This is a genomic window from Streptomyces bambusae, assembly GCF_020532645.1.
GTDB classification, from domain to species: Bacteria; Actinomycetota; Actinomycetes; order Streptomycetales; family Streptomycetaceae; genus Streptomyces; species Streptomyces bambusae.
Genome location: NZ_JAJAUZ010000006.1, coordinates 173,433 through 199,863 on the forward strand (window position 1 = coordinate 173,433; position 26,431 = coordinate 199,863).

The 26,431-nt window shown below is 72.1% G+C and carries 23 protein-coding genes; 11 read left to right on the forward strand and 12 right to left on the reverse strand.

The annotated features are described in order from the left end of the window. Window positions 1-83 precede the first annotated feature (83 nt). The 8 genes from LG634_RS06725 (at window position 84) to LG634_RS06760 (ending at window position 9,573) form a co-directional block, all read left to right on the forward strand. Window positions 84-899 (forward strand): methyltransferase, encoded by an 816-nt coding sequence (locus LG634_RS06725; protein WP_226732703.1) that lies wholly within the window; start codon window positions 84-86, stop codon window positions 897-899. Window positions 900-967: 68 nt separating this feature from the next. Beyond that, window positions 968-1,870 carry an EamA family transporter RarD gene (rarD, locus tag LG634_RS06730; protein WP_226732704.1) on the forward strand — a complete coding sequence of 301 codons (903 nt, stop codon included), beginning with the start codon at window positions 968-970 and terminating at the stop codon, window positions 1,868-1,870. Further along, complete coding sequence (gene solA, locus LG634_RS06735; protein ID WP_226732705.1) at window positions 1,867-3,012, forward strand: N-methyl-L-tryptophan oxidase; 1,146 nt, start codon at window positions 1,867-1,869, stop codon at window positions 3,010-3,012. Before rarD ends, solA begins: the two co-directional genes overlap by 4 nt. A gap of 295 nt (window positions 3,013-3,307) precedes the next feature. Further along, complete coding sequence (locus LG634_RS06740) at window positions 3,308-4,975, forward strand: M4 family metallopeptidase (protein ID WP_226732706.1); 1,668 nt, start codon at window positions 3,308-3,310, stop codon at window positions 4,973-4,975. A 142-nt stretch (window positions 4,976-5,117) separates the two neighbouring features. Further along, complete coding sequence (locus LG634_RS06745; protein ID WP_226732707.1) at window positions 5,118-6,251, forward strand: LLM class flavin-dependent oxidoreductase; 1,134 nt, start codon at window positions 5,118-5,120, stop codon at window positions 6,249-6,251. 80 nt (window positions 6,252-6,331) lie between these two features. Continuing rightward, entirely contained in the window at window positions 6,332-7,720 is a 1,389-nt protein-coding gene (locus tag LG634_RS06750) for an NtaA/DmoA family FMN-dependent monooxygenase (protein ID WP_226732708.1), read from the forward strand. Window positions 7,721-7,823: 103 nt separating this feature from the next. After that, entirely contained in the window at window positions 7,824-8,936 is a 1,113-nt protein-coding gene (locus LG634_RS06755; RefSeq protein WP_226732709.1) for an LLM class flavin-dependent oxidoreductase, read from the forward strand. A gap of 175 nt (window positions 8,937-9,111) precedes the next feature. Beyond that, window positions 9,112-9,573 (forward strand): pyridoxamine 5'-phosphate oxidase family protein, encoded by a 462-nt coding sequence (locus LG634_RS06760; RefSeq protein ID WP_226732710.1) that lies wholly within the window; start codon window positions 9,112-9,114, stop codon window positions 9,571-9,573. 77 nt (window positions 9,574-9,650) lie between these two features. On the opposite strand, the gene LG634_RS06765 is transcribed toward LG634_RS06760, so the two are convergent. Both LG634_RS06765 and LG634_RS06770 read right to left on the reverse strand, forming a co-directional pair. Next, a complete protein-coding gene (locus LG634_RS06765) occupies window positions 9,651-10,607 on the reverse strand; it encodes a formylglycine-generating enzyme family protein (protein WP_226732711.1) in 957 nt (318 codons plus the stop codon). 72 nt (window positions 10,608-10,679) lie between these two features. Further along, window positions 10,680-12,083 carry a sulfatase family protein gene (locus LG634_RS06770; protein WP_226732712.1) on the reverse strand — a complete coding sequence of 468 codons (1,404 nt, stop codon included), beginning with the start codon at window positions 12,081-12,083 and terminating at the stop codon, window positions 10,680-10,682. A gap of 462 nt (window positions 12,084-12,545) precedes the next feature. Between LG634_RS06770 and LG634_RS06775 the strand changes: the two genes are divergently transcribed. Continuing rightward, the gene (locus tag LG634_RS06775) at window positions 12,546-14,771 is read left to right on the forward strand and encodes a sulfatase family protein (RefSeq protein WP_226732713.1); all 2,226 of its coding nucleotides are present in this window, start codon (window positions 12,546-12,548) and stop codon (window positions 14,769-14,771) included. Window positions 14,772-14,864: 93 nt separating this feature from the next. Here LG634_RS06775 and LG634_RS06780 read toward each other — a convergent pair whose 3' ends face one another. The 3 genes from LG634_RS06780 to LG634_RS06790 all read right to left on the reverse strand — a co-directional run bounded on the left by LG634_RS06780 (window position 14,865) and on the right by LG634_RS06790 (window position 16,475). Further along, window positions 14,865-15,077, reverse strand: a complete 213-nt coding sequence (locus tag LG634_RS06780; protein ID WP_226732714.1) for a DUF6480 family protein — start codon at window positions 15,075-15,077, stop codon at window positions 14,865-14,867. Between the two features lie 22 nt (window positions 15,078-15,099). Next, on the reverse strand, window positions 15,100-15,660 hold the full coding sequence (locus tag LG634_RS06785) for a DUF4383 domain-containing protein (protein WP_226732715.1): 561 nt from the start codon (window positions 15,658-15,660) through the stop codon (window positions 15,100-15,102). 179 nt (window positions 15,661-15,839) lie between these two features. After that, a complete protein-coding gene (locus LG634_RS06790) occupies window positions 15,840-16,475 on the reverse strand; it encodes a TetR/AcrR family transcriptional regulator (protein WP_226732716.1) in 636 nt (211 codons plus the stop codon). 216 nt (window positions 16,476-16,691) lie between these two features. On the opposite strand from LG634_RS06790, the gene LG634_RS06795 reads away from it, so the two are divergent. After that, the gene (locus LG634_RS06795; RefSeq protein WP_226732752.1) at window positions 16,692-17,645 is read left to right on the forward strand and encodes an ABC transporter permease; all 954 of its coding nucleotides are present in this window, start codon (window positions 16,692-16,694) and stop codon (window positions 17,643-17,645) included. 68 nt (window positions 17,646-17,713) lie between these two features. On the opposite strand, the gene LG634_RS06800 is transcribed toward LG634_RS06795, so the two are convergent. Both LG634_RS06800 and LG634_RS06805 read right to left on the reverse strand, forming a co-directional pair. After that, the gene (locus tag LG634_RS06800) at window positions 17,714-18,232 is read right to left on the reverse strand and encodes a VanZ family protein (protein ID WP_372482377.1); all 519 of its coding nucleotides are present in this window, start codon (window positions 18,230-18,232) and stop codon (window positions 17,714-17,716) included. A gap of 212 nt (window positions 18,233-18,444) precedes the next feature. Further along, the gene (locus LG634_RS06805) at window positions 18,445-18,846 is read right to left on the reverse strand and encodes a VOC family protein (protein WP_226732718.1); all 402 of its coding nucleotides are present in this window, start codon (window positions 18,844-18,846) and stop codon (window positions 18,445-18,447) included. A gap of 313 nt (window positions 18,847-19,159) precedes the next feature. Between LG634_RS06805 and LG634_RS38545 the strand changes: the two genes are divergently transcribed. Then, window positions 19,160-20,770: a glycosyl hydrolase family 18 protein gene (locus LG634_RS38545; protein WP_443729004.1), complete on the forward strand. Its 1,611-nt coding sequence runs from the start codon at window positions 19,160-19,162 to the stop codon at window positions 20,768-20,770. Between the two features lie 54 nt (window positions 20,771-20,824). Here the strand turns inward: LG634_RS38545 and LG634_RS06820 are convergent, their stop codons facing one another. From LG634_RS06820 to LG634_RS06840, 5 genes are all read right to left on the reverse strand, one after another. Next, on the reverse strand, window positions 20,825-21,574 hold the full coding sequence (locus LG634_RS06820) for a class I SAM-dependent methyltransferase (RefSeq protein ID WP_372482378.1): 750 nt from the start codon (window positions 21,572-21,574) through the stop codon (window positions 20,825-20,827). A gap of 57 nt (window positions 21,575-21,631) precedes the next feature. Continuing rightward, a complete protein-coding gene (locus tag LG634_RS06825) occupies window positions 21,632-22,846 on the reverse strand; it encodes an aminotransferase class V-fold PLP-dependent enzyme (protein WP_226732720.1) in 1,215 nt (404 codons plus the stop codon). Continuing rightward, the gene (locus LG634_RS06830) at window positions 22,839-24,158 is read right to left on the reverse strand and encodes a pyridoxal-phosphate dependent enzyme (protein ID WP_226732721.1); all 1,320 of its coding nucleotides are present in this window, start codon (window positions 24,156-24,158) and stop codon (window positions 22,839-22,841) included. Before LG634_RS06830 ends, LG634_RS06825 begins: the two co-directional genes overlap by 8 nt. Beyond that, window positions 24,155-25,651, reverse strand: coding sequence for a Y4yA family PLP-dependent enzyme (locus LG634_RS06835; protein WP_226732722.1), 1,497 nt, complete (start codon window positions 25,649-25,651; stop codon window positions 24,155-24,157). Before LG634_RS06835 ends, LG634_RS06830 begins: the two co-directional genes overlap by 4 nt. A 141-nt stretch (window positions 25,652-25,792) precedes the next feature. Beyond that, the gene (locus tag LG634_RS06840; RefSeq protein ID WP_226732723.1) at window positions 25,793-26,344 is read right to left on the reverse strand and encodes a GNAT family N-acetyltransferase; all 552 of its coding nucleotides are present in this window, start codon (window positions 26,342-26,344) and stop codon (window positions 25,793-25,795) included. Window positions 26,345-26,431 lie beyond the last annotated feature (87 nt).

A 26,431-nucleotide genomic window follows, 5' to 3' on the forward strand; every position in this document is an offset into this window, starting at 1 on the left:
GCGGAGCCCGGCGCCGAACCGCAGAACGATTTGGGGGGCACGTGCTCGGCCTGACCAATGAGAGTCGGACGTCCGACTCCGCGATGGTGTCATCACAAGACTCGTACGAGACCTACTTCGGGCTCGGCCACTCACTCCGCCTCCTCGACCGGTCCGGGGTCTTCCGGGTCAGCCCGGCCGGACTGCGCCTCGGCGACCTGCTGGTGCGGCATGTGGAAGCGCCGGCCGACGACGGCTGGGCACTCGACATGGGAACCGGCAGCGGGGTCCAGGCGCTCCTGCTGCGCAGCATCGGCGCCCGGAACGTCGTGGCCACGGACATCTCGGAAACCTCCGTGAAGATCGCGGGCGAGAACGAGATCCTGAACTTCGGGGACCAGACCGTCACCTTCGAGGTCGGCAGCCTGTTCGACGCGCCCTCGGCCGACCGGGCCTTCGACCTCATCGTCTTCAACCCCCCTGGCTGGCGCACTCCTTCAGCCGGCTGCCAGGAGGGGCTGGAGCGGCTCGGCCTGACCGGACTCGGTCTGGAGGCGATGTTCTCGGGGGACCGCGTGCTCACGGAGTTCCTCTGCCGCCTGCCCGACCACCTGACCGAATCCGGGCGGGCCATCGTCGGCTTCAACTCCATCGTCGGAATCCAGAAGGTGCTCACCGACGTCAGGAAGCAGTCCGGTGCCCGCCACTCCCTGCGGCTCCGGCTCCTGGAGCGGCACACGTTCCCCCTCTTCGTCTACACGGAGAAGTGGCGCGCCTCCCTGGACATGCTGATGGCGGAGTTCGGGCTCTGGAAGGAGCACTACGGCTCCGCGTTCACCGTCCACGCCGACGGCACGCTCTACTTTTCCTACGAACTCGTCGAATGCCGCGTCGCCCGCTCCGCGAGGGCCACCAGGTGACCCGTCCGGCCCCTGCAGCAGGGGCGGCCGCAGGGACAGCCACCGGGGCAGCCACCGGGGTGGCGTCCATGGTGGCCGCGAACCTGATCCTGGGTTCCTCGGTCGTCTACTGGCACGCGCTCGGCCACATCCCGGCCACCACCCTGCTGGGGTACCGGATCCTCGTCTCCCTCGCCACCCTCGCCCTCACCGTCGCCGCCCTGCGCCGCACCGGGGTGCTGCGCGCGGCCCTCGGCGACCGGCCGCTGCTCGCCACCCACCTGCTCGCCGCCGTCCTGATCTGCGTCAACTGGCTCACCTTCATCTGGGCGTCCATCCACGGCCGGGTCATCGAGGCCAGCCTCGGCTACCTGATCGCACCCGCCGTCACCATCGCCGTCGGAATGCTCCTCGTGCGCGAGCCGGTCAGCCGGCTGCGGCGGGCCGCGCTGGCGCTCTGCCTGCTCGGCATCGCCCTGCTCATCACCAGGAGCGGTGAGCTGGACTGGTGGGTGTTCGTCACCATCGGCGCCACCTGGGGGCTGTACGGTGCCGTCAAGAAGCAGTCCCCGGCGGACCCGGTCACCGGGCTCACCCTGGAGACGGCCTTCCTCGCCGTAGGCGTCGTGGCGGTCGCCGCGTTCTCCCCCTACTCGCTCGCGCTGCAACCGCCCGCCGACACCTCCGACCACGTACTGCTCGCGCTCTGCGGGCTGATCTCCGTCGTCCCGCTCTGGCTCTTCTCGTTCGGGGCGAAGGCCATCACCCTGACCGTGTCCGGCTTCGTCCAGTACCTGAACCCGACCGCCCAGCTCGTCATCGCCCTCGGCGTCTACGGACAGGTGCCGTCCGCCAACACCTTCGTCTGCTTCGCGCTGGTCTGGCTCTCGCTCGTGGCCCTCGTCATGGAGACCGTCCTCGGCGAGCGACGGCGGCGGCCGAGGGATCCGCAGCCGTCCACGGAACTGTTGAAGGGAAACCACCGCTCGTGACCAGCACCTATGACGCCGTGGTCGTCGGCCTCGGGGTATTCGGAGCCGCCGCCTCCGCAGCGCTGGCGACGCGGGGAGCCTCCGTCCTCGCCGTCGATGCGCACGGTCCGACCCACTCGTACGGCTCTTCGCACGGCGAGAGCCGCATCTTCCGGCGCGCGTACTGGGAGGGGACGTCGTACCTGCCGCTCCTGGACCGGGCCGACCGGATGTGGAGCGAACTGGAGAGCGCGCACGGCGACGTCCTGGCCGTGCGTACCGGCGGCCTGTTCATGGGCGACACCGCCGAGGGCCTGGTCGAGCTCAGCCGGGCCACCGCCCGGGCCGGCGGCATCGCGCACGAGATCTGGGACGCGGCGGAGGCCAACGCCCGCTTCGACTGGCTCGGTCTGGCCCCGGACTTCTCCGTCCTGCACGAACCCGGCGCCTACACCCTCCTCGCCGACCGTGCCCGGCTGGCGCTGATCGACGCGGCCGTGCGCGCCGGCGCCGCAGTGCGCTTCGGCGAGCGGGCACTGGCCGTGTCCTCCACCGCCGAAGGCGCGACCGTACGCCTCGGCTCCGGTGAGACGGTGTCGTGCGGGGCGGTGGTCCTGGCCGCCGGCCCCTGGTCGAACGACTTCCTCGCCGACGAGCTGCCCGGCCTGCTCCGCCCGCACCGGGTGCCCGTGTACTGGTTCCGCACCAGGTCCGCCGACGGGAACGAGGGGATGCCCGCGTTCGTGTACGAGTCGGCCTCCGGAGACGTCCTCTACTCCTGCCCGGAGTGGGGCCGCGGCGGCCGGGAGATCAAGATCGGCTTCCACAACCGGCAGCAGGACCCGGGAGATCCGTCCGACCTTGCTCCCCACCCGGTCGGGCCGGCCGACCGGGCCGAGATCACCGAGGTGGTGTCGCGGTTCCTGCCCGGGATCGACCCCGAGCCCGTACGGTCCGCGACGTGCTTCTACACGATGACGCCGGACGGCGGCTTCGTCATCGACCGGGTACGGTCCGCGCCGCGGCTCGTGTACTCCGCCTCCTGCTCCGGACACGGCTTCAAGTTCGCCCCGGCCGTCGGGGAGTGCCTGGCGCAGCTGGCCCTGGGCGAGAAGCCCGACACCGACCTCACCGCCTTCGCCCGGGCGCGGTTCGACGTCTGACACCACGGGCCTGACGCCCGCCCCGGCAGGTCTTGCCGCCCCGGCCCGGCCGGGGCGGCCTCCGCCGTGACGCGTGCGTGTTGCGGAATCCTGTGCCCGCCGTGTCGGCACGTATCGGCACCTTGTCCTTCCTGTAAAGAGGCGGGCGGCAAATCCGGCAACGGCGCCCGAACCACCATTTGTGCCACGTGACATGTGCGCGACGGCTTGAGAGTGTCCCTGCCCATCAAGGCAGTCACCTTGTGCGAGGGGCGGCGATCCCGCCCAACTCCCCATGACACTCTGGAGATTCCCCATGTCCTCGCTTTCCCCCACAGGTGGCCGGGCGCGCCGTCTCGCGCTCACGACCGGCGCTGCCGTCCTCACCGGCACCCTGCTCGCAGCCGGCACGGCCACCGCAACGGCGGGCCCCACTCCGGAGCGCCACGACGCCAACTCCCCTGCGGCCACCGCCCGGTCGCTCGGCCTCGGCGCCAAGGAGAAACTGGTCGTCAAGGACGTCGTCAAGGATGCCGACGGCACGGTCCACACCCGCTACGAGCGCACGTACGCGGGCCTTCCGGTCCTCGGCGGCGACCTCATCGTCCACCGGACCGCCGACGGCACCGTCAAGGAAGTCACCAAGGCAGTCGAGACCGCCATCAAGGTCGCCTCGCTCACCCCGAAGCTGAGCCCGGCCGCGGCCGAGTCCGCCGCGGCCAAGGCCGCCAAGGCAGCGAAGACGAAGGACACCGGCACCGCCGAGGCACCCCGCAAGGTCATCTGGGCCGCCGACGGCAAGCCCGTGCTCGCCTACGAGACCGTGGTCGACGGCACCCGGCACGACGGCGTCACCCCGAGCCGGCTGCGCGTCGTCACCGACGCCAACACCGGCCGGAAGCTCCACGAGAAGCAGCTGATCGACGGCATAGCCACCGGCATCACCGCCGAAGGCGCAGCCGGGGCCGCCAAGCCGGGCGGCGTCCAGGCCGCCGCCGTCGGCACCGGCGCCAGCCAGTACAGCGGCACCGTCAGTCTCAACACCACCAAGTCGTCGAAGGGTTACACCCTCGTCGACAGCGCGCGCGGCGGATCCAGCACCATCGACCTCCAGCACCGTACCGGCGGCAAGGGCGTCGCCTTCACCGACGCGGACAACGCGTGGGGTGACGGCACCCCCGCCCACAACCAGACCGCCGGTGTGGACGCCGCCTACGGCGCCGCCCAGACCTGGGACTTCTACAAGAACGTCCTGAACCGCAACGGCATCAAGAACGACGGCCGGGCACCGGTCTCCCGGGTCCACTACGGCAACGCCTACCAGAACGCCTTCTGGGACGACCGCGCCTTCACCATCACCTACGGCGACGGCGCGAACAACCGGCACCCGCTGACCCAACTCGACGTGGCGGGGCACGAGTTCAGCCACGGCGTCACGTCCGCCACCGCGAACCTGCAGTACTCGGGCGAGTCCGGCGGTCTGAACGAAGCCACCTCGGACATCTTCGGGACCGCGGTGGAGTGGAACGCCGGCAACGCCCAGGACCCGGGCGACTACCTGCTCGGCGAGAAGATCGACATCTTCGGCAACGGCAAGCCGCTGCGCCACCAGGACCAGCCGAGCAAGGACGGCCGCGGCTCCGCCGACTACTGGAGCGCCGATGTCGGCGACCTCGACGTGCACCACTCCTCGGGTGTCGCCAACCACTTCTTCTACCTGCTGTCCGAGGGCAGCGGCGCGAAGGACATCAACGGCGTCCACTACGACAGCCCGACCGTGGACGGCTCCACGGTCACCGGCATCGGCCGCGGCAAGGCGGTGCAGATCTGGTACAAGGCCCTGACCGCCTACTTCACCTCCACCACCGACTACCACGGCGCCCGTGAAGGCACCCTGAAGGCGGCCACCGACCTCTACGGCGCGGGCAGCGCCGAGGTCAGGGCGGTGGACGCAGCCTGGGCGGCGGTGAACGTCAAGGCCTGACCCCTGCCGGGGTGACGGAGGACGCGCACAGGGGGGCGGTGGCCGGATCGCCGGCCATCGTTCTCCGTTCACTCTCCTCGTTCTTCCTTTCCCCCGCGCACTGCTCCTTTCAGCACCACCCATCAGAAAGGCGTGGTCCGACGTGCCCGAACTCCACCTCGCCGTCGCGCTCGACGGCGCCGGCGCCCACCCGGCGGCCTGGCGCGAGCCGGGCGCGCGCCCGGACGAGCTCTTCACCGCCCGCTACTGGGCCGACGTCGTCGCCGAGGCCGAAACCGGGCTGCTCGACTTCGTCACCTTCGACGACGGCCTGGCCCTCCAGTCCGCCTCGGCCGCGGAACCCGACACCCGGACGGACCACGTACGCGGCCGCCTGGACGCGGTGCTCACCGCGGCCCGGATCGCGCCGCTGACCCGGCACATCGGGCTGGTCCCGGGCGTGACTGTCACCCACACCGAGCCGTTCCACCTCTCCAAGGCGCTCGCCACGCTCGACCACGTCAGCCGCGGGCGGGCCGGCGTGCACATCCAGACCTCCGGACTCCCGCACGAGGCACGGCACTTCGGCCGCCGCGAGTTCCCGGTCCCGGTGGGTGAGCTCGCCGGGGAGGCCGCCGACCACATCGAGGTGATCCGGCGGCTGTGGGACAGCTGGGAGGACGATGCCGAGATCAGGGACACCGCCACCGGCCGGTTCATCGACCGCGACAAGCTCCACTACGTCGACTTCAAGGGACCGTACTTCAGCGTCCGGGGACCGTCCATCACCCCGCGCCCACCACAGGGACAGCCCCTGGTCACCGCCCGGGCCGGCACCGCCGCACCCCGGCACGCCCTGGTCGACCTGGTGTACATCACCCCGCGCGACGCGGACGAAGTGCGGGCCGTGACCACCCTCCTGACCCCTCCGCCCGGCACCCGCCACGTCTTCGCCGACCTCACCGTCTTCCTGGACGAGGACCAACGGGCCGCGGACGCACGCCGCGCCCGGCTCGACGCGCAGGCGGGAGCCCCGTACGGCACGGATTCCGCGGTGTTCACCGGCACGCCCGGCCGGCTCGCGGACCTGCTGCAGGAGTGGCAGCAGGCGGGCCTGTCGGGCTTCCGACTGAGGCCCGGCGTGATCGCCCACGACCTGCCCGCGATCACCCGCGGCCTGGTCCCGGAGCTCCAGCGGCGCAGCGCGTTCCGCCGCGGCTACCGGGCGGACACCCTGCGCGGGCTGCTGGGGCTGCCACGGCCGGCCAACCGGTACGCCACCGGACCCGCGGCCTGACCCGCCACCCGCCCCCCCCGCCATCCGCCCCACGCCCCTCGCCCCCGCCAATGGCCCGACCTCGGACCCGGAAGGACTCCATGAGCACGAAGCCGCTCAAGCAGATCCACCTCGCGGCCCACTTCCCCGGCGTCAACAACACCACCGTGTGGAGCGACCCGGCGGCCGGCAGCCACATCGACTTCGACTCCTTCGTGCACTTCGCGCAGACCGCCGAACGCGCGAAATTCGACTTCCTGTTCCTCGCCGAAGGACTCCGACTGCGCGAACAGGGCGGTAAAATATACGACTTGGACGTGGTCGGCCGGCCCGACACCTTCACCGTGCTCGCCGCCCTGGCCGCCGTCACCGAGCACCTCGGCCTGACCGGCACCATCAACTCCACCTTCAACGAGCCCTACGAGGTGGCCCGTCAGTTCGCCAGCCTCGACCACCTCACCGGCGGACGGGCCGCCTGGAACGTGGTGACGTCCTGGGACGCCTTCACCGGCGAGAACTTCCGCCGCGGGGGCTTCCTGCCCCGGAACGAGCGCTACACGCGCGCCCGGGAGTTCCTGGAGACCGCCACCGAACTGTTCGACTCCTGGGACGGCACCGAGATCGCCGCCGACCCGGTGACCGGGGTGTTCCTGCGTGACGCCCGCGCGGGCGCGTTCGCCCACCACGGGCGGCACTTCGACATCGAGGGCCGGTTCAACGTGCCGCGCAGTCCGCAGGGCCGGCCGGTGGTCTTCCAGGCAGGCGACTCGGACGAGGGCCGCGAGTTCGCCGCAGCCCGTGCCGACGCCGTCTTCGGCCGGCACGCGACGCTGCAGGAAGGTCGTGCGTTCTACGCCGACGTCAAGGGCCGGCTGGCCCGGCACGGGCGACGCCACGAGGATCTCAAGATCCTACCGGCCGCCACCTTCGTCCTCGGGGACACCGACGCCGAGGCCCGGGAACTCGCCCACGAGGTGCGCCGGCTCCAGGTCAGCGGACAGACCGCGATCAAGTACCTGGAGCACGTCTGGAACCGCGACCTGTCCGGCCACGACCCGGACGGCCCGCTGCCCGCGACCGACCCCGTGCCCGGCGAGAACACCGTCGCCCTCGGCCGCGCGAGCGTACGGCAGTTCCGGGACCCCCTCGCCACCGCCCGGGAGTGGCGGGCGCTCGCCGAGGCCAAGAACCTGTCCATCCGCGAGCTGGTCATCGCCGTCACCGCCCGGCAGACCTTCGTCGGCTCCGCCGCCACGGTCGCCGGCGCGATCGACACCCTCGTGCAGGCGGACGCCGCCGACGGCTTCATCCTGGTCCCGCACCTCACCCCCGGCGGCCTGGACGTCTTCGCCGACACCGTGGTCCCGCTCCTGCAGGAGCGCGGCGTCTTCCGCACCGAATACACCGGCAGCACGCTCCGCGAGCACCTCGGACTCGCCGTACCGCAGCCCGTACGTCCGGCCGGTGACCGGCAGCCCGCCGCCCGGTGACCTCAGGCCGACGGCCCGCAGCAGAACTCCCGTCGGAGATCGCACCGGTCTGCTCCGGGAGACCCCCGCCCCCGCCTCTCCGAACCGTGAAGGAGACCTGGCCATGTCCGGCATTCCGCTCGGGGTCCTCGATCTCGTGCCCGTACCCTCCGGATCCACCGCCGCCGACGCCCTGCACCACAGCATCGACCTGGCACGGCAGACCGAGCGGTTCGGCTACGCCCGCTACTGGTTCGCCGAGCACCACCTCAACCCCGGGGTGGCCGGAACCTCCCCGGCGGTGGTGCTGGCGCTGACCGCGTCCGCCGCGTCCACGATCCGGATCGGCTCCGGCGCCGTCCAGCTCGGCCACCGCACGGCACTGTCCACGGTCGAGGAGTTCGGCCTCATCGACGCGCTGCACCCGGGCCGGCTGGACCTGGGACTGGGCCGGTCGGCGGGCGGCCCACCGCAAAGGACCGCAGAAGGCGAGCCCTTCGAGGGCCACACCCCCAACGGACTGCGCATCCCCGCCCGCTTCTCGTTCGCCCACCTGGCGGGGCACCCGCGGACCCTGCTCCAGCAGCGGCTGCTGAACCTGCCCGGAGCCGTCCCCCCGGACTACGGAGAACAGGTCGACGACGTCCTGGCACTCCTGCGGGGCGAGTACCGGTCCCCGGAGGGAGTCGCGGCCCACGCCGTGCCCGGCGAAGGAGCCGACGTACAGGTGTGGATCCTGGGCAGCAGCGCCGGACAGAGCGCCGAGACAGCCGGCCGCAACGGTCTGCGGTTCGCCGGGAACTACCACGTCAGCCCGGCCACCGTCCTGGAGGCGGTGGAGGCCTACCGGGCCGCCTTCAAGCCCTCCGCCGAGCTGGACCGGCCGTACGTGACGGTGTCGGCGGACGTGGTGGTGGCCGAGGACGACGCCACCGCCCGGGAACTGGCCGCCGGATACGCCCCCTGGGTGCGCAGCATCCGCACCGGCGAGGGCGCCATCCCCTTCCCCTCGCCCGCCGAGGCGCGGGCCCTGCCGTGGACGGACGCCGACACGAAGCTGGTCGCTGACCGGCTGGAGACACGGTTCGTGGGCTCCCCGGCAACGGTCGCCAACCATCTGGAACGGCTCCGGGAAGCCACCGGCGCGGACGAACTGCTGATCACCACGATCACCCACGACCACGCCGACCGAGTGCACTCGTACCGCCTGCTGGCCGAGGAATGGCAACACCGCTGAACGTCCGGCCCGCTCCGAACACGCCCCCGGGGCGAGCTACGCGCGCCGCTCCGGGTCATACAGGCTTTCCGTGACGTACTCCAATGCGGGTCCGGAGTCCGGGTGGCGCTCCGTCCCCGGGTGTAGGACCTGCGCCCCATGCGGACCGTGAACCCGCTGGCTAAGGTCGGCTTCCATGCAAGGTACGGAGATCATTCGGCGCGGCACGGCGGAGCGCAGGCGGGACACCCTGGAACGGCTCGGCTCGGAGCGTGACATCTGGGTGTCGACGTCCCACCCGGACCACGGCCCGCACCAGGTGCCGCTGTGGTTTCTGTGGGACGGGCAGGCGGTGTGGATGTGCACCGGCGCGGACTCCGCCACCGCGCGCAACGCACGCACGGAACCGCGCGTACGGCTGGCCCTGCCGGACACCGTCGACGTGGTGCTGCTGCAAGGAGAAGCGACGTGCCATCCCGCCGGGAACGTGCCGACGGAGGCCGCGGACGCGTTCGCGCGCAAGTTCCACTGGGATCCGCGGAGCGAAGGGGCTCCCTACCTGTACCTGCGGGTGGCGCCGCGGACAGTACGCGCCTGGCGCTCGGTGGCGGAACAACGCGGCCGGGTCGTGATGCGCGACGGAGCGTGGCTCGCGTAGCACGATACGACGGCGGCACGCGGCGGCTCCGGCGCGTGCGGGACCCGGTGGTGCGCGGCGGGTGAGGGCGCGGAAGGTCAGCTGGGGGCGGGCACGGGACCGTCGTGGTGCAGGAGGTCCACCGCGCTGCCCCCACTGCCGCCGTCCGCGGCCACGCGGAACCCGATGTTGCCGGTCGAGCTGTCGGGCGTGTTGGAGCTGCGGGCCGCGACGCGGTAGCGGTTGCAGTACGAGTCGTGGCAGAGGTAGGAGCCGCCGCGCATCACGCGGCTGCTTCCCGGTGCGAACCAGTCGGCACACCACTCCCACACGTTGCCGACGGTGTTGTAGAGGCCGAATCCGTTGGGGCGGAAGGACTTCGCCGGGGCCGTGCCCTCGTAGCCGTCCTCGGCGGTGTTGAGGACGGGGAAGTCGCCCTGCCAGATGTTGCACATGTGCCGGCCGCCGGGGGTGAGGTCGTCGCCCCACGGGTAGCGCCGCTGTTCCAGGCCGCCGCGGGCCGCGTACTCCCACTCGGCCTCGGTGGGCAGGCGGGTGCCGGACCAGGCGCAGTACGCCTGGGCGTCGTTCCAGGAGACGTGGACCACGGGATGGTCCTGGCGCGCGGTGACGGACGAGCCTGCGCCCTCGGGGCGGCGCCAGCTCGCACCGGGAACCGCCCGCCACCAGGGGACGGCCGCCACGTGGCGGGACACGGCGGCGACCTCCTCGGACAGGAAGCCGCCGAAAGTGAACGAGAAGCCCAAGCGCTCGGCTTCGGTGACGTGGCCGGTGGCCTTCGCGAAGGTGGCGAACTGGGCGTTGGTCACCGTCGTCGGCGCGATGCGGAACGGGCCGACGCCCACTTCGCGCACGGGCCCTTCCCCGTCGCCGGGGAAGCCGTCGGGGTCGTCGGTGCCCATGAGGAAACGACCGCCCGGCAGGTCGATCAGCCGGCGGGCGGCCCGCTGGGATGCGGCGGAACGTGGTCGCGGTGCAGGGGAGAGCGTGACGGTGGTGACGTCACCGTGTCCCGGGGTGCAGCAGGAACGCATGGCGGCTCCGAAGGTGTGGGGTGAGGACCGGGTGCCCCGCGGCCGACGCCGCGGGGCACCCGGCCGGACGGGCTACGCGGTCCGGTCCGCCGCGAGTTGGGTCGCCAGCGCGGGAATGCCCAGGCTCTGCTCCTCCGCCGGGGTGGCCTGGTACAGCCGGTTCGTCAGCTGGTACGGGTCGCCCGCCAGGTCGTAGTACTCGCGGAACCTGACCTGCCCGGTGCCGGACACGGTGCCGTCGCCGTCGGTGGTGAGGTCGTAGTACTCCGTGTACTGCTTGTCCTTCGCGACGTACGACGCCCAGGTGGGCGGGCCGCCCGCGGTCGCGCCCTGCTGCCACCACTCGACGAGCAGGTGGTCGCGGCTGTACGAGGAGAGCAGTGACCTGCCGTCCACCGAGTGGGCGGGGGTGATCCCGGCCGCGTCGAGGACGGTGGGGGCGATGTCGATGTTGGCGGTGATGCGGTTGTCGGTGGTCCCGGCACCCAGGCCGCCGGCCGGCCAGGAGAGGTAGAACGGCACCTCGTGCGCCGGGCGGTAGGGCACCGACTTCTTGGTCCAGCCGTGGTCGGCCCAGCCGAAGCCGTTGTCGGCGATGTAGATGACCAGGGTGTTGTCGAGCTGTCCGAGCGCCTGGAGCTTGTCCTTGAACGCCTGGACCGCGTCGTCGACGGTCCGCAGGGTGCGGAGCTGCTCCGCGCGGATCTGCTTTCCGTCGGCGAGCGTGCCGGTGGCGTTGCGGATGTAGGCGGGCTTGTCGCTGCGGTCGTTCTCCGGGACGGAGGGCCTGCCGTTCCAGTCCGGGACGGCCGTGCCGGCGTACTTCGGCTCGGGGGTGCGCGGGCCGTGCGAGGCGTACGGGGTGACGTACGCGAACCAGGGCCGGGTGTCGGTCGCCGCCTTGTCGAGGAAGTTCAGGGTGCGGCTCTTGACGATGTTCGTCGTGTAGCCGTTGATCGTCTGGACCGTGCCGTTGACGTTCCACTGCGCGTCGACGTAGCCCGGCTGGAGCAGGGCGAACTCCTCGAAGTGCGGGGGGTTGTGCGACAGGGTCCAGGCGTTGAGCCACTTGCCGAACAGGCCGGTGCGGTAGCCGGCCTGCTTGAGGTACCGGGGCAGCGTGGTGCTGTGGTCGAGCCGGTACGAGGCCTGGTTGTTCCGGACGCCGTGGTTGTGGGCGTAGCGGCCGGTGAGGACCGACGACCGGGACGGCGAGCAGAGCGGGGTGGTGACGTGCCCGTTGGTGAACTTCACTCCCTGGTCGGCCAGCCAGGCCGTGGTCTTCGGCAGGGCCCATTCGGTGTGCTTGGGCTGGTCGTCGGTGACGATGAGCAGGATGTTGGGGCGGGTGGCGGCAGCGGCGGGACTGCCGGCCGCGAGCTGGGCGATCGTCGGCACTGCCGCGGTGGCCGCGGCTGCCGCTGTACCGGCGAGGAAGCCGCGGCGGCTCACCCGCGGTCTGCTGTTGTCGCTCATGGACGTCTTCTCCTGGTTCCGCAGCTGGTACGGGGCACGGCAGACCGACTGCCGTGCAGAGGGTGCAGAGGGACGAGAACCGGGCATCGGCCGACCAGGCCTCTCGGGGCGGGCCGGTGCGCGATGCCGGGCGCGAATCCCGTGCGAGGGGGCGTGGTTACCGTCGCGCCGGGGCGACCGGACACAGGGCGCTCGCCAGCCTGCCCAGGTCGAGGTGGCGGCGCGCAGTGAGAAGGCTTCCTGCTGCCATGCCGATGAGGTTAGGGGCGGGGCCGGGACCGGTCCATGTACGGCGTGTGAAGAGTGGAACTCCGCCTGCGTCGCTTCGGGTTGTCCCAGCGGCCTTCGAACGCACGGGTGGGCAGGGGCGCCGTCACACGTTCTTCATGCCGTGTGCATGGCCGTGGGAGCCGAACCCCACGCATGATCGAACTCCCGTCCGCGAGAGCCGAGGAGCATCCGATGTCCACCCGCCGCCACTTCCTCGTCGGTTCGACCGCTGCCCTCGGCCTCGCTGCGCAGCCCGCCGCTCCGGAGGCCCACGCGGCGCCGCCGGCAGCCCGGACCGCCACGACCTCGGACACGGCGACCCCGAACTTCGTCGTGATCCTCGCCGACGACCTCGGCTACGGCGACCTCGGCGCGTACGGCCAGAAACTGATCACCACCCCGCGGATCGACCGGCTCGCCGCCGAGGGCCTGAGGTTCACCGACGCCTACTCGACCGCAGCGGTCTGCGCGCCGTCCCGCTGCTCGCTGCTGACCGGCCTGCACACCGGCCACTCCGCCGTCCGGGCCAATCCGGGCAGTACGCCCGGCGCGCTGAAGGCCGGTGACACCACCTTCGCCGAAGTGCTGCGGGCCCGCGGCTACCGGACCGCGCTGATCGGGAAGTGGGGCTTCGGGCCGGAGGAGGCCGACCAGCCCAGCCACCCCAACTCCCGCGGTTTCGAGGAGTTCTACGGATACATCGACCACGGTCACGCCCACGAGTACTACCCGCAGTACCTGTGGCACAACGGCGTGAAGGAGACGATCGCCGCCAACGCGGGCGGGGCGAAGGGCGCCTACGCCCCTCATCTGATCGAGCAGCGCGCGCTGGACTTCGTCGCAGAGCACGCCGCCGAGCCCTTCCTGCTCTTCCTCGCCCCGACCGTGCCGCACGCACCGAGCGACATCCCTGACGTCGGCGCGTACGCGTCCCGCAGCTGGACCGCGCAGAACAAGGGCCACGCCGCCCAGATCACCTCCTTCGACACGCTCGTCGGGAACCTCACCGACCGGCTGCGCGCGCTCGGCATCGACGGCAGCACCGTCGTACTCGTCACCAGCGACAACGGTCCGCACGAGGAAGGCGGCGTCAACCCCGACCTGTTCGACGCGAACGGCCCGCTGCGCGGCTACAAGCGCAACCTCTACGAGGGCGGCATCCGCGTCCCGCTGATCGCCTGGTCCCCGGGCCGGATCGGCGCCGGCACCACCGACCGTCCCACCTCGCTCACCGATGTGCTCCCCACGTTGGCGGAACTCGGTGGCGCTCCCGCCCCCACGGACATCGACGGACTCTCGGCCGCTGCGCTGCTCGCCGGGAGCCCGGACGCCGCACGCCACGACCACCTGTACTGGTATCGGGACGAACGAGGAGTCACCAGCCGTGCGAACACGCAGGACGGCGGCCGCGCCACCTGGCTCGCCGAGGCCGTGCGCAAGGACGACTGGAAGGCCGTGCGGTTCGCGCCGGTCAGGGACCACGCCCTGCCCGACGCACAGTGGCAGCTCGAACTGTACGACCTCGCCTCCGACCTCGGTGAGCAGCGCAACGTCGCCGACGCCAACCCGTCCGTGGTGGCCGGCCTGGTAGCCCTCATGCGTTCGTCGTGGGTGGAAACGTACGTCCGCAGGCCCTTCGGGGCCATGGCGCATGTCCAGGGGCCTGCCGTGCCCGGCCGTGCCTTCACGGTGACCGGAACGCTCGGTAACGGCTCGGGCAGGCCGTGGACCCGGGCCCTCCTCACACTGCGCGCTCCGGCGGGCTGGCAGGTCCAGGCCACCACCCCGGCCGGTCAGGACCTGCTGGCCGCCGGTGCCGCGCTGACCACGACCTGGCGGGTCACCCCGCCCGCGACGGCGGCCCCGGGCACCCGGTGGCCGCTGACCGTCGACGGCACCGCGGAGTCGCAGACGGGCCCGCTGCGGTTCTCCGCCACGGAGCCGGTCTCCACCGTGCCGCCGGCGCCCGTCGCGGACGCCTACCTGAGCGATCTCCCGTGGGTTTCGGCCACCAACGGCTGGGGTCCCGTGGAGATCGACCGGTCCAACGGGCGGAAAGCGGCCGGGGACGGTACGCCGATCTCGTTCGGCGGAGTGACCTACGCGAAGGGCCTCGGCGTCCACGCACCCTCCGAGATCGTCTACCACCTGGGCGGGACGGCGAACCGCTTCACCGCACGCGTCGGCATCGACGACTTCTCGACGAACCAGGCCGCCACCGGAGCGACGCGGGCCTCGGTGCGGGGCGATGGCAAGGTCCTGTTCACCAGCGGCAAGCTGACCGGAGCGAGCGGCCCCGTACAAGTGGACGTCGACGTGCGCGGGGTGCGGATGCTCCACCTGGTCGTCGAGGACGCCAACGCCAATTCGGCCCTCGACCACACCTCGTGGGCCCTCGCCCGGGTGACCGTGCTCTGAGCCGGAGCGCCGGTGGCGCAGCCGACGCGGCCGGCGGTTCCGCATCGAGTACGAGCGGATCCGCCGGCCGTGTGCTCGACGCGCGGACCCGGCTCACGCGCCTGCGATCCGTGCCGCGAAGAACGCGGCGATCATGGCCGCACCGATGGCGATCAGGACCAGAAAGGCCCGGGGGTGTTCCCAGACGCCCCCGTCGGGACGTTCCGGATGCGCCGACGAGATGGAGCCCTCGGCCGGCGGAGTCTCTTCCGGCGTCGGCCCTGCCGGTGGAGTGCGGGGGGTGGGAGGTGTGCCCGGAGTGTTCATGATTCCTCCTCGTACGGGCTGACTATGCCTTCGGCAGCACGGCACCGCCGGCGGGCGCGGCCACGGCGGATCCCGCCGTGGTGATCGCCGGGCGGGCCTGCGCGCTCGCGTCCCGGCCCGCCTGCTCGGGGTGGCGCCGCTGCCAGTACGGGTTGTCATGGGGGAGGCCGCCGCTGACGCGTCCGTACATCCCGAACGTCATGATCAGCAGGCCCATCAGGAAACTGAAGAAGACGTTGGACAGGGCGAAGTCGAGCACGTTCCCGCGGCGCCCGATGAGGAAGAGGTGCACGAAGCCGCTCAGGACGAACAGGACGCCGACGGCGATGTTCACCGTCGAGGCCACGTTCCCGCCGATCACGGCGGCCACGATCAGGAGCAGCCCGACGGCGACGGAGACACTGCTGAGCAGTCCGTTCGTGGACAGGCCCGCAATCTCCCGCCCGTCGGTGTCGAACGCGGAGAGGCTGTCGGCGAAGCCGAGGCAGCCGAACACGAGGAGCAGCAGCCCGCACAGGGCGGCCCCGTACCGGTAGACGCGGTTCAGAGGGTGGTCCACGGGCAGCTCGTCACGAAGTCGCACGGTTCCTCCTGGAGGATACGGTGTCCGATGCCCCGAGAGCTCCACCATGGACCGCGGCTGCGCGGAGCGAAACTTGCGCTGTTTGTGCATCGAATGACGCGTCACCCGCGAGCCTCCGCCGCCGGTCTGCGGCGAGCCCGCGGGCAGGACGTGACCCCGGGCGCTCGCTCCACCGCGGGTCAGCGGGGTGTCGTCGGCTCTGCCCCGCCCATCGACATCAGGCCGCGCAGCCCGTCCCTGAGCATGCCGGGGTCGACCCCGCCGAACAGGGCCTGCTGGGCGACGTAGCCCTGGGCCGACGCGATCAGGGTCCGTGCGACGTGTTCGGCGGGGACGTCGGCGGGGAGCATGCCCGCCTCTCGGTAGGCAGCCACGAGCCCCACCCACAGCCCGCTGATCTCTTCGTAGCCCCGGCGCAGCAGTGCGGCGAGCTCCTCGTTGCGGAGGGTCTCGGTCCAGACCTGGAGCATGAGGCGGGGGAAGTCGCGCGGCCCGGCGGCCGGGTCCCCGGCGCGCGTCTCCAGGATCGTGCCGAGGACCTCGGCGAGCAGGAGGTCGGGGGTCGGCAGCGGACTCTGCTGCGCCGCCGTCTCGAACGCGCCGCGGATCGAGGTGAACGTCTCCTCGGCGATGGCGGCGATCAGCTCTTCCTTGCTGCGGAAGTAGCGGTAGACGGCCCCGGCGGACAGGTCCGCTTCCTTCAGCACGTCCTGCATGGAGGTGGCGTGGAAGCCGTTGCGCGTGAAGCAGCGGGTGGCGCCGTCGAGGATCTGGCGGCGGCGGGCGTCGAGGTGTGCCTGGGATACACGAGCCATGGGCCCACCGTAAAACGAACATTCATTCTTGACAAGGTGGCAGGGGCGGCGCACAGTGGGTCCACGTCGTAAAACGAACGATCCTTCTCTTTAGGGGAGCCTGCCATGACACCCGGACCGACCCCGGCGCCGACGCCTCCGCCCGCACCGGCGCCCGCAGCGCCGTCCGTGCCGACCCCCTCCGCCCCCCACTCCCCGGTCTCCGAGCGCCGCCGCATGCTCGCCGTGACGGTGATGGTCCCGCTCCTCGCCGCGCTGGCCCTGTGGGCCTTCGCCTGGCCCGCCGCCCGGATGGCGCCCCGCGACCTTCCCCTCGGCATCGCGGGACCGGCTGCCGCGGCCGCTCCGCTGGAGCAGCGGCTTGCCTCCCACCCGGGGGCGTTCGAGATCCACCGCTACGCCGACGAGGCCGCCGCCCGCAGCGCCGTCGAGCATCGCGAGGTCTACGGGGCGGTCGTCGTCACCCCGCAGGGCCCTCGTCTCCTGACCGCCTCCGCGGCGAGCCCCGTTGTCGCGCAGTTGCTCGCCCAGGCCGTCACCGCACAGGCGCCCGCAGGGGCGGTCGTGCCCGTCACGGACGTGGTCCCCGCGCCCGCCGCCGACGCCCGGGGGACCGGGTTCGGCGCGAGCGTCCTGCCCCTCGCCCTGGCCGGGGTCGCCGCCGGCGCCCTCGTCTCCCTCGCGGGACTGCGTGGCCGCCGCGCCGTCACGGCCGTACTCGGCGCCTCCGCCCTCGTCGGCCTGACCGGGGCCGCGCTCGCCCACAGCTGGCTCGGCGTGCTCACCGGCAACTGGTGGGCCGAGGCCGGCGTCCTCGCCCTGACCGTCGCCGCCATCGCCGGCGGCATCGCCGGGCTCCACGCGCTCCTCGGCAAGCCCGGCATCGGGCTCGGCGCGTTCCTCGTCGTCCTCCTCGGCAACCCGTTCTCCGGTGCCGGGGGCGCGCCGCAGCTGCTGCCCGAGCCGGCCGGACTGCTGGGCCAGTGGCTGCCGCCCGGCGCGGGCAGCGCCCTTCTCCGCTCGGTCGCCTACTTCGACGGCGCGGGCGCGGCCGGATCGGCTCTGGTGCTGTCCCTCTGGGCCGTACTCGGCCTCGCGGCCGTCGCGCTGGCCGCCCGCGGGGACGGCGTACGGGCGGCGCGAGCGGACCGGTCGGCGAAGGCGCTCTGAGGACGCTCGCACCACCCCGGACGTGGGCGGAGCCCTGGCGAAGGGCCATGTCGCTCACGTCCGGGCCCTCATCCGGCGCCGGTCCGGGGCTCGCGCTCCGGCCGTCGCCGCCCTGCCGCGCGGCGGACGGCTGCACCCCACCGGTGCCACCAGTGGCGGCGGCGGGGATGGACGGCCCGGCTCATGCGGCGCCCGAGGAAGAGGTAGCCCAGCAGCGCGCCGGCCGTGTTGAGGAGGGCGTCGTCGACGTCGAAGGCGCGCCCGGTGACCAGGGCGCCCTGGATCAGCTCGACGAGGACCATCACCACGGCGGTGGGCACGGCGACCCGCAGCACGCCCCGGGTCTGGGGTACGAGGACGGGCAGCAGGATCCCGAACGGGACGCCCAGCAGCAGGTTCCCGCCGAGCTGTTTCGCCGCGGAGCCGGCGGACGCGTCCTCCAGGTAGGCCCTGATCGAGTTGCCCGGATGTACGTTGCTGCGCACCAGGTCTGCCGAGGCCTGGGACGGCTCCAGCGTGAGGCGTGCCAGGACGACGCTGAACAGGACGAGCCCCACCAGGCTCGCCAGCATCGCGAGCGCGCGCACCGCGGGGTGTGCGCGGTGGTCGGGCGGCCCGGGGGAAGCGGGTGCGGCGGGTGCGGCGGGCGCATCGGGAGGAGCGGTGGGAATCGGGGGAGCTGCGGGAACCGGCGGAGCCGGCGGAATCGGGGGAACTGATGATCCTGGGGTGGTGTGCCTCTTCTTTCTCCTCTTGAACAAGGGTCTCTCCTCGGGGTCTGCCGGCACGGCACGATGCGCTACTCCGCTCCTCCCGCGACCGCGACGACGGCCGCGAGGGTGAAGGAGTGTCCGGCGGGGTCGGTGAAGAGGCGCGCCGTGTGTGCGCCCGGTTCGCTGTCGGAGGCGACCGGACGGGCCCCCAGTGACACCGCCTCCCGCTCTGCTTCGTCGAGGTCGTCGGGGGCGACGAAGATCCGCAGGTGGGCCTGCTGTGAGTCTTCGGGGCGCGGCCAGCTCGGCGGTGCGTGGCCGTGGTCGCGGCGGACGGCGAGCTGCACGCCGTCGGCCGTCACGACCTCGACCAGGTCGGGTTCCCGTCCGGCGCACGTCTCGGCGCCGAGCAGGCGGGCGTAGAACCGGGCCAGGGCCTCGGGTTCTGCGCAGTCCAGTACGAGCACGCTCGTCTTCCTGACGGTCATGGGCCGCGCATGCCCTGGCGTGCGGACCTCATGCGCCTTGTCGGGCAAGCCAGTTGAACCCATCGCATCTTTGGTCCAGACCTATTGACCGGCTCTCCGGTCCGCTCCTACGATCCGGACCGGCACAGCCCCGCATGTCCCCACTCGTGCAGAGCCGGGCGTCACGCCTCCCACAGGCCTGTCATGGCCATGGCGTTCGGCGGGAAGGGAGCTCCGCATGTTCCGTCGAAGGCCACGTCCCCCGGTTCCGCCCTCCGGGGGCCCCGGACCCACCGCGAGCGCGCCGGCCACCCTGAGGCGTGCGCTCGCGGGCATGAGTGCCGTCGCGGTCGTCGCCGCCGGCATGGCCGTGGCCGGTTCGGTCACGGCCGGAGCCGCCACCACGGCGGACGCGGATGCCAACCTGGTCGCCAACCCCGGGTTCGAGAACGGCCTGTCCGGCTGGACCTGCGCCGCGGGCTCCGGCACGGCCGTCGGCAGCCCGGTCCGTTCCGGCAGTGCCGCGCTCAAGGCCACGCCGACCGGCCAGGACAACGCCCGGTGCTCCCAGACGATCAGCGTCCGGCCGGACTCCGCGTACACCCTGAGCGCCCATGTCCAGGGCAGCTACGTCCACCTCGGGGCCACCGGGACCGGACTCACCGGCACCACGTCCACGTGGACACCGAGCAGCCCGTCGTACGGCCCGCTCACCATCGGCTTCACCACCGGGCCGAGCACCACGTCCGTCACCGTCTACCTGCACGGCTGGTACGGCCAGCCCGCGTACCACGCCGACGACGTGTCGCTCACGGGACCCGGCACGCCGCCGCCCACGAGCCCGCCGCCCACGAGCCCGCCCCCGACCACAGCGCCTCCGACGTCGCCGCCGCCCACCACCGCGCCCCCGACGAGCCAGCCCCCGACCACCACGCCGCCGACCACCACGCCGCCGACCACCGCGCCCCCGACCACCACGCCGCCGGGCGAGACCTGCCCCACCAAGCCGAAGCCGTCGGGCAAGGTCCTGCAGGGGTACTGGGAGAACTGGGACGGCGCAGCGAACGGCGTCCACCCCGGCATGGGATGGATCCCCATCACGGACAGCCGGATCGCCGCCCACGGCTACAACGTCATCAACGCGGCCTTCCCGGTGATCCTCTCCGACGGCACCGTCCTGTGGCAGGACGGCATGGACGCCACCGTCAAGGTGGCCACCCCCGCCGAGATGTGCCGGGCCAAGGCGGCCGGAGCGACGATCCTGATGTCGATCGGCGGCGCCACCGCCGGCATCGACCTCAGCTCCAGCGCCGTGGCCGACCGGTTCGTGGCCACCGTCGTCCCGATCCTCAAGAAGTACAACTTCGACGGGATCGACATCGACATCGAGACCGGCCTCACCGGCAGCGGCAACATCAACACGCTGTCCCCCTCCCAGGCCAACCTCATCCGCATCATCGACGGGGTGCTGGCCCAGATGCCCGCGGGCTTCGGCCTGACCATGGCCCCCGAGACCGCGTACGTCACCGGAGGAAGCGTCACCTACGGTTCGATCTGGGGCTCCTACCTGCCGATCATCAAGAAGTACGCCGACAACGGCCGCCTGTGGTGGCTGAACATGCAGTACTACAACGGCAGCATGTACGGCTGCTCCGGCGACTCGTACCAGGCCGGTACCGTGCAGGGCTTCACCGCCCAGACCACCTGCCTCAACAACGGCCTCGTCATCCAGGGCACCACCGTCAAGGTGCCGTACGACAAGCAGGTCCCCGGCCTCCCGGCCCAGCCCGGCGCCGGCGGCGGCCACATGACGCCCGGCCTGGTCGGCCAGTCGTGGAACGCCTTCGGCGGCTCCCTCAAGGGCCTCATGACCTGGTCGATCAACTGGGACGGCTCGAAGGGCTGGAGCTTCGGCGACAACGTCAGGTCCCTCCAGGGCCGCTGACCGGGTCGCACAGCCGCGACAGCCGGCGCCCCGCACGTCCCGGCCGCGGCCCGCTCAGCGGATAGCGGCCAGGACGTGGCTGTGGCCGACCTGCCAGACGGCACCCACGTCCTCGAACCCCGCCGCGCGCAGCAGCTCGACGTGCCCGGACAGGGTCAGGTCGTTCCCCTCGCACGGCGGGCGCCGACCGGCGCCGCGGGCGGCGAGCAGGGGCCCCAGTTCCGGATCCGCTGCCGCGCCCGACCACCAGGACTCCCAGTCCTCGGCGGCGAGCTCCGCGTTGCGTTCGGCGTAGCGGCGCCCGATGTCCCCGGCGAGTTCCGAGACGCGCGTCGAATCCGGGCTGATGTGGTCCCCGTTGACGAGGATGCCGCCGGGACGGAGCCGGCCGGCGAGCTCCGTGTAGACCGCTCGCAGCGTGTCCTTGCCGAGGTAGTGCAGTGCGGTGGTCGACACTGCGGCGTCGACCGGCCGGTCCAGGGCGAGCGCGTCGAGCCAGCCGGGCGCGCCGATCATCGCCTCGACGCAGCGGATCGAGGGACCGTAGTGCGTGCTGCCCAGTTTCAGCAGGAGCGGGTCGGTGTCGACGGCCAGCACCTCCGCCGCGGGGAGGCGGGCGGCGATGCGTGCCGCCAGGCATCCGGGTCCGCTCCCGAGGTCGAGCACCAGCGGGTCCGGCCGGCCGAAGGTCACGTGCTCGACCAGGTCTGCGATGACCTCGAATCTTTCCTCGCGGTCGACTGCGTAGTGCTGCTGCTGGCTCTCCCAGCGCTCGACCCAGCGTGCCGCCGTCGCGGTGCTCATCGTGCCCATGGTTCGAGTTGCCTCCGTTGGCCATCACCCCATACCTGTTAATGGAAATCATTGCAGATTGGTGAGGGTGGTGAGCAACTCTTCGATCTCTTCAGGGGTGTTGTACACGTGGAGGCTCACGCGCACCGAGCCCTCCTTCGGGTCCGTGCCGGCCTGGCAGTGCCCGTCGGAACGCACCATGAAACCGTGGCTGAAGAGGATGAAGCCCAGGTCGCCGGAGTTGACGGTGCGGTGCCGGAAGGTCACCAGGCTCCGGCGCCGCTGCACCGGCGAGCCGGCGTCCAGGCTGGCCCGGCAGCCGAGCACTTCGTACGCGTCCATCGCGCCGAGGGCGTCGGTCAGCCGGGAGGTGAGCGCGACGGTCCAGCGCTCGATCCGGTCGGTGCCCGCTTCGTCCAGCCAGTCCAGCGCCGCCGACAGGCCGACGATGCCGGCCGTGTTCGGGGTGCCCTGCCAGCCGCCGGGACGGAAGGCGGGCCCCCGCACCCCGCGCGACCACACGGCACCGGTCCCGGGCAGGGCCAGTGCCTTGTGGCCGGAGAAGACCACGAAGTCCACGTCGAGTCCGGCGACGGACACCGGGAGGTGACCGATGCTCTGCGCGGCGTCGAGGCAGATGGGCACGTCCGGACCCACCACCCGGCGCAGCCGGTCGACGTTCATGTCGGCGCCGTACACGTGGTGGACGTGGGTGGCGGCCACGAACCGGGTCCGGGGGCCGACGATGCGGCTCAGCGCCTGCGGATCGTAGTCGCCGGAGCCCGCCTGGTACGGCAGCTCCCGCACCCGGATCCGGACGCCCTGCCGGGCGAGCAGGTCCCTCGCCTCCAGCCAGGGCGACAGATTGGCCTGATGGTCGGCGAACGGGACGACGATCTCGTCACCGTCGGAGAGGAACCCGGGCAGCCAGTCCAGCGCGACCGCGCGCAGCCCCTCCGTGGCCCCGCTCGTGAAGTGCACGTACGACCGGTCCGGCTCGGGGTCGCCCAGGAACTCCCCGACCCGCTGCCGGGCTCGCTCCACCAGCGCCGTCGTGGTGTTCGCCCAGGGGTACGAGCCCCGGCCGGCGTTGGCGTTCGAGGTGGTGAGGTAGTGCTGTACGGAGTCGAGGACGGTCTGCGGCTTCTGCGAGGTGGCGGCGCTGTCCAGGTACGTCAGTTCCGGGTGACCGGCCACGATCGGGAACTGGTCGCGCAGGCGGCGCTGCCACGATGCCAGCTCCGCGATCTCGTCGGCGGGACCGGCCGCCGCCACGTCAGTCACGCACCAGCGGTGCACCGGCGTCCCGCCAGGCGATGATGCCGCCGGCGAGGCTGCGGACGTCGGGATGCCCCATCCGGGTCAGCAGCGCCGCGTACCGGACGGACTTCTCGCCGACCGGGCAGGCCAGCAGCACGGGCTGCCGCCTGCCGAAGGGAAGACCGCCCTTCAGCAGCTCCTCGAACAGCTCGTCGACGATGTTCACCGAGCCGTCGATGTGAAGCGCCGCGTACGCGAACGGGCCCCGCAGGTCGATCACCAGTGGCCGCTGGGCCTCGATCCACTTCTGCGCGTCGGCGACGTCGATGACGGCCGCCGCGCGGAGCTCGGCGTCGGTCAGAGTCGCCACCGAATTGCGCACCGGGGGCCTGCCGAGGAGGTCCGGACGGCGCTGCCGCACGTACCCGAGATAACTCTCCGCCCGGTCGCACACGATGAAGACGGCCGTCCTGCGCTCGGTCAGCTCGGCGTCGAACGCCCGGAGGTGGCGCACCGCACCGAAGTACGCGGCCCCGCCCGTGGGTCCGGCGAGCATCCCGCAGCGGCGCAGCAGCGTCAGCATGCCGTCGAGGGCGTCGTCGGCACCGACCGACTCGATCGTGTCGTACGTCGCCGGATTGAAGATGCCGACTTCCTGGACCTCGTCGAGGGTGCGGATGCCGGGGATGAAGTCGGACTTCTCGCCGACCAGGCCCACGACGCGCACCGCCGGGTCGTGGGCGCGCAGCGCCCTGGCCACCCCGGTGGAGGATCCTGCCGTGCCCACGCAGGCGATGAACCAGTCGGGCGCGCGCCCGTCCAGGTCGGCGATGATCTCCGGGCCGGTGCCCGAGGCGTGCGCGTCGGTGTTGAGGGCGTTGAAGTACTGGTCCGTGTGCAGGTGGGCGCTGCCGGGCCGGCTCAGCTCCTGGTGGAAGCGGGTCAGCGGATCGTCGGTGTCCGTCGGGTCGAGGCACTCGCTCTGCCCGGGCAGTTCCCGGATCTCGGCACCCAGCAGCAGGAGCAGGTCCTTGACCTCCGGTATGCGCATCCTGTTGGTGACGCTCTTGAAGGACAGGCCGTGCATCCCCGCGATCAGGGCGAGGGCCTTCGCGGTGTTCCCGCTGGACAGCTCGACGATCGTCTCGCCGCGCTCGCGGGCCTCCGGCAGCCCCGCGCGGACCATGTTCCAGGCAGCGCGGTCCTTCAGCGAGCCGAAGGGGTTGAGCATCTCCAGCTTGGCGTAGAGGTCGATGTTGCGCAGGCCGTGGACGGCCGGGTCGATGCGTACCAGCGGGGTGTTGCCGATGGCCTCGGTGATGCTGTCGTACCTCATGATGCGTCATCCCCCGTACGTGTGGTCGGCCAGTACTGCTCGTCGAGGCACCAGCGCCAGGCCCCGCCGCCGGCGTGCGGAGCACTCTGGTGGACGGCGACTTTCCGTGCGACGGGCTGCTGCTGCGCATGGGTTGCGGTGAAGTCCATGCAGTACCCGGCGGTGTTGGCGAAGGCGAGCAGATCGCCGGGACGCGGCAGCCGCGGAAGGTACACCGTACGGCGGGTGATCAGGTCCGCCTCCAGGCAGAGGTTGCCCAGCAGGTGCACGGCCACCGGCCCGCCACCGTCCGGACGGCACGCGCCCGCCGACGAACCGTCGCGCGGCAGGAGCACCGGATCCATGAGGACGCCGTGGTCCTCCAGGCCGACGTCGCTCGCGTTCATCGCGAGACGCACGAGGTGCGCGCCGGTGTCCGACGGCCGTACCTCCAGCACCTTGGCCAGGGACGCCCCGCACTGGTCGGTCAGGGCGCGGCCGGGCTCGACGTAGAGGTCGTAGAGGCCTTCCAGGAGCAGCGTGCCCAGCGGGCGCCCCAGGCCCGGCGCGGGTCGGGAGAGCAGCTCCTCCAGATAGGCGGGGCCGGTCAGCGGGCGGTGCGCCGGGTAGAGCGAGAGGGTCCCCTTGAGCGTGCCGTTCTCCACGCGGAGACCGTAGCCGTGACCACCCCAGGTGAGGGGCGGACGCCTGCCCATCACCGCCTGGGTCAGCTCGGACGTGTAGCGCTCCCACTGCTCGGCACGGGCGAGGTAGCTGACACCGTAGCCACCGCCTGCGTCGATGGCGCGCGGCTCGAAGCCGCGGCTCCGTAATTCCTCCATGGCGCGCAGGCATCCTTCGAGGGCGGCCGCCTTCTCGTCCAGACTGGTGGTGTCGAGGTGGTAGCCGACGCCCACCGGATCCAGCGCGTCGCGGTGGCGTTCGAGGACGTCGAGCAGCCGGTCCAGGTCCCTCATGGCGGTACCGAACCGGCTCCTGCGGGCCAGCGTCTTCGCCCCGGACGTCTCGAACCCGGACAGCCGCACCATCACCCGCAGGCGAGGCAGGCCGTACCTGCGGACGAGGCCGGCCGCCTGCTCCAGTTCCGCCGCCCCGTCGGCATGGACGGTCGCCCCGCAGCGCGCTGCGAGCCACAGGAACTCGGGGTCCTTGGGCCCGGTCGCCATGATCCGGTCACCGGTGAACCCGGCCGCGAGGGCGTGCTGCAACTCGCTCAGCGAGGCGGTGTCGACGCCGGCACGGGTCGCCGTCAGCCGCCGGACGAGCGCGCTGGACCGGTTGGCCTTGTGGGCGAAGTAGACCCGGCCGCCGAGTCTGCTGCCGTCGAGGACGGAGCGGAAGCGCTCCGCGTTCTCCGCGAACTGCTCGGGCAGCACGAGGTTCAGGGGCGAGCCCAGGGCCTCGACGAGCGTGTGCAGGAACGCTGCGGATCCCAGGAGGGAGGCCATCCGCGGTTCCATCCGTGGTTCCAGGTACAGAGGAGCGACGCTCATCCCAGCTGTTCCTCCCCGACGAGGAATGTGCACCGGTACCGCCGAACGGTCCTACCACCGTAACCTCCCGTCGGTGCGGTTGTGCCCGGTCTGACAGGACAAGGGCCGCTTCATGCCCGGGAGACGACCGGATCCGGGCGGTCAGAGGGGGAGCGTCATCAGGATCTCGTCCCGGTCGTCACCAGGAGCCACACGCAGCACACCGGGCCAGCGGCCGATCTCCACCCAGCCCAGCTTGCGGTAGAAGTCCTCGAGCCCGAGCCCTCCCCGCGCGGAGAGCCGCAGCCGCTCCAGCCCCATCTCGTCCCGGGCCACGTCCCGGACCCGGTGCATCAGGGCGGCCCCGATCCCGCGTCCCCGGAAGCGCGGGTGGGTCTGCACGTGGTTGACCACGCCGCAGTGCGCGACCAGCGGATGCCGGTCCCGGCGGACGACCAGCCATCCGGCGAGCGTGCCCTCGACGGTGGCGATGAGCATCCGCTCGTGTCCCGGGTCGAGCCCGTCGACGAGGTCGTCCACCGCGGGACCGACGTCGTCGGCGCTCACCGGCGGCATCGGGAAGCGGGCGGCGATGACCGCGCCTCCGGAGTTGGTCACCGTCTCCCAGCAGGTGACGAGTTCGCGTCTGAGGCCGGGGGTGAGCTCCCGGGGGCGCGTGACCTGAAGGAGCCGGAGGGTCTCGGGTACTGCCATGCGCGCCAGCATCCCAGAGGTGTGGCCGTACGCGTCACCAGCGCGCGGCGGCGGCCGCCGACGCGGGGGAGCAGGGGCTGTTCACGG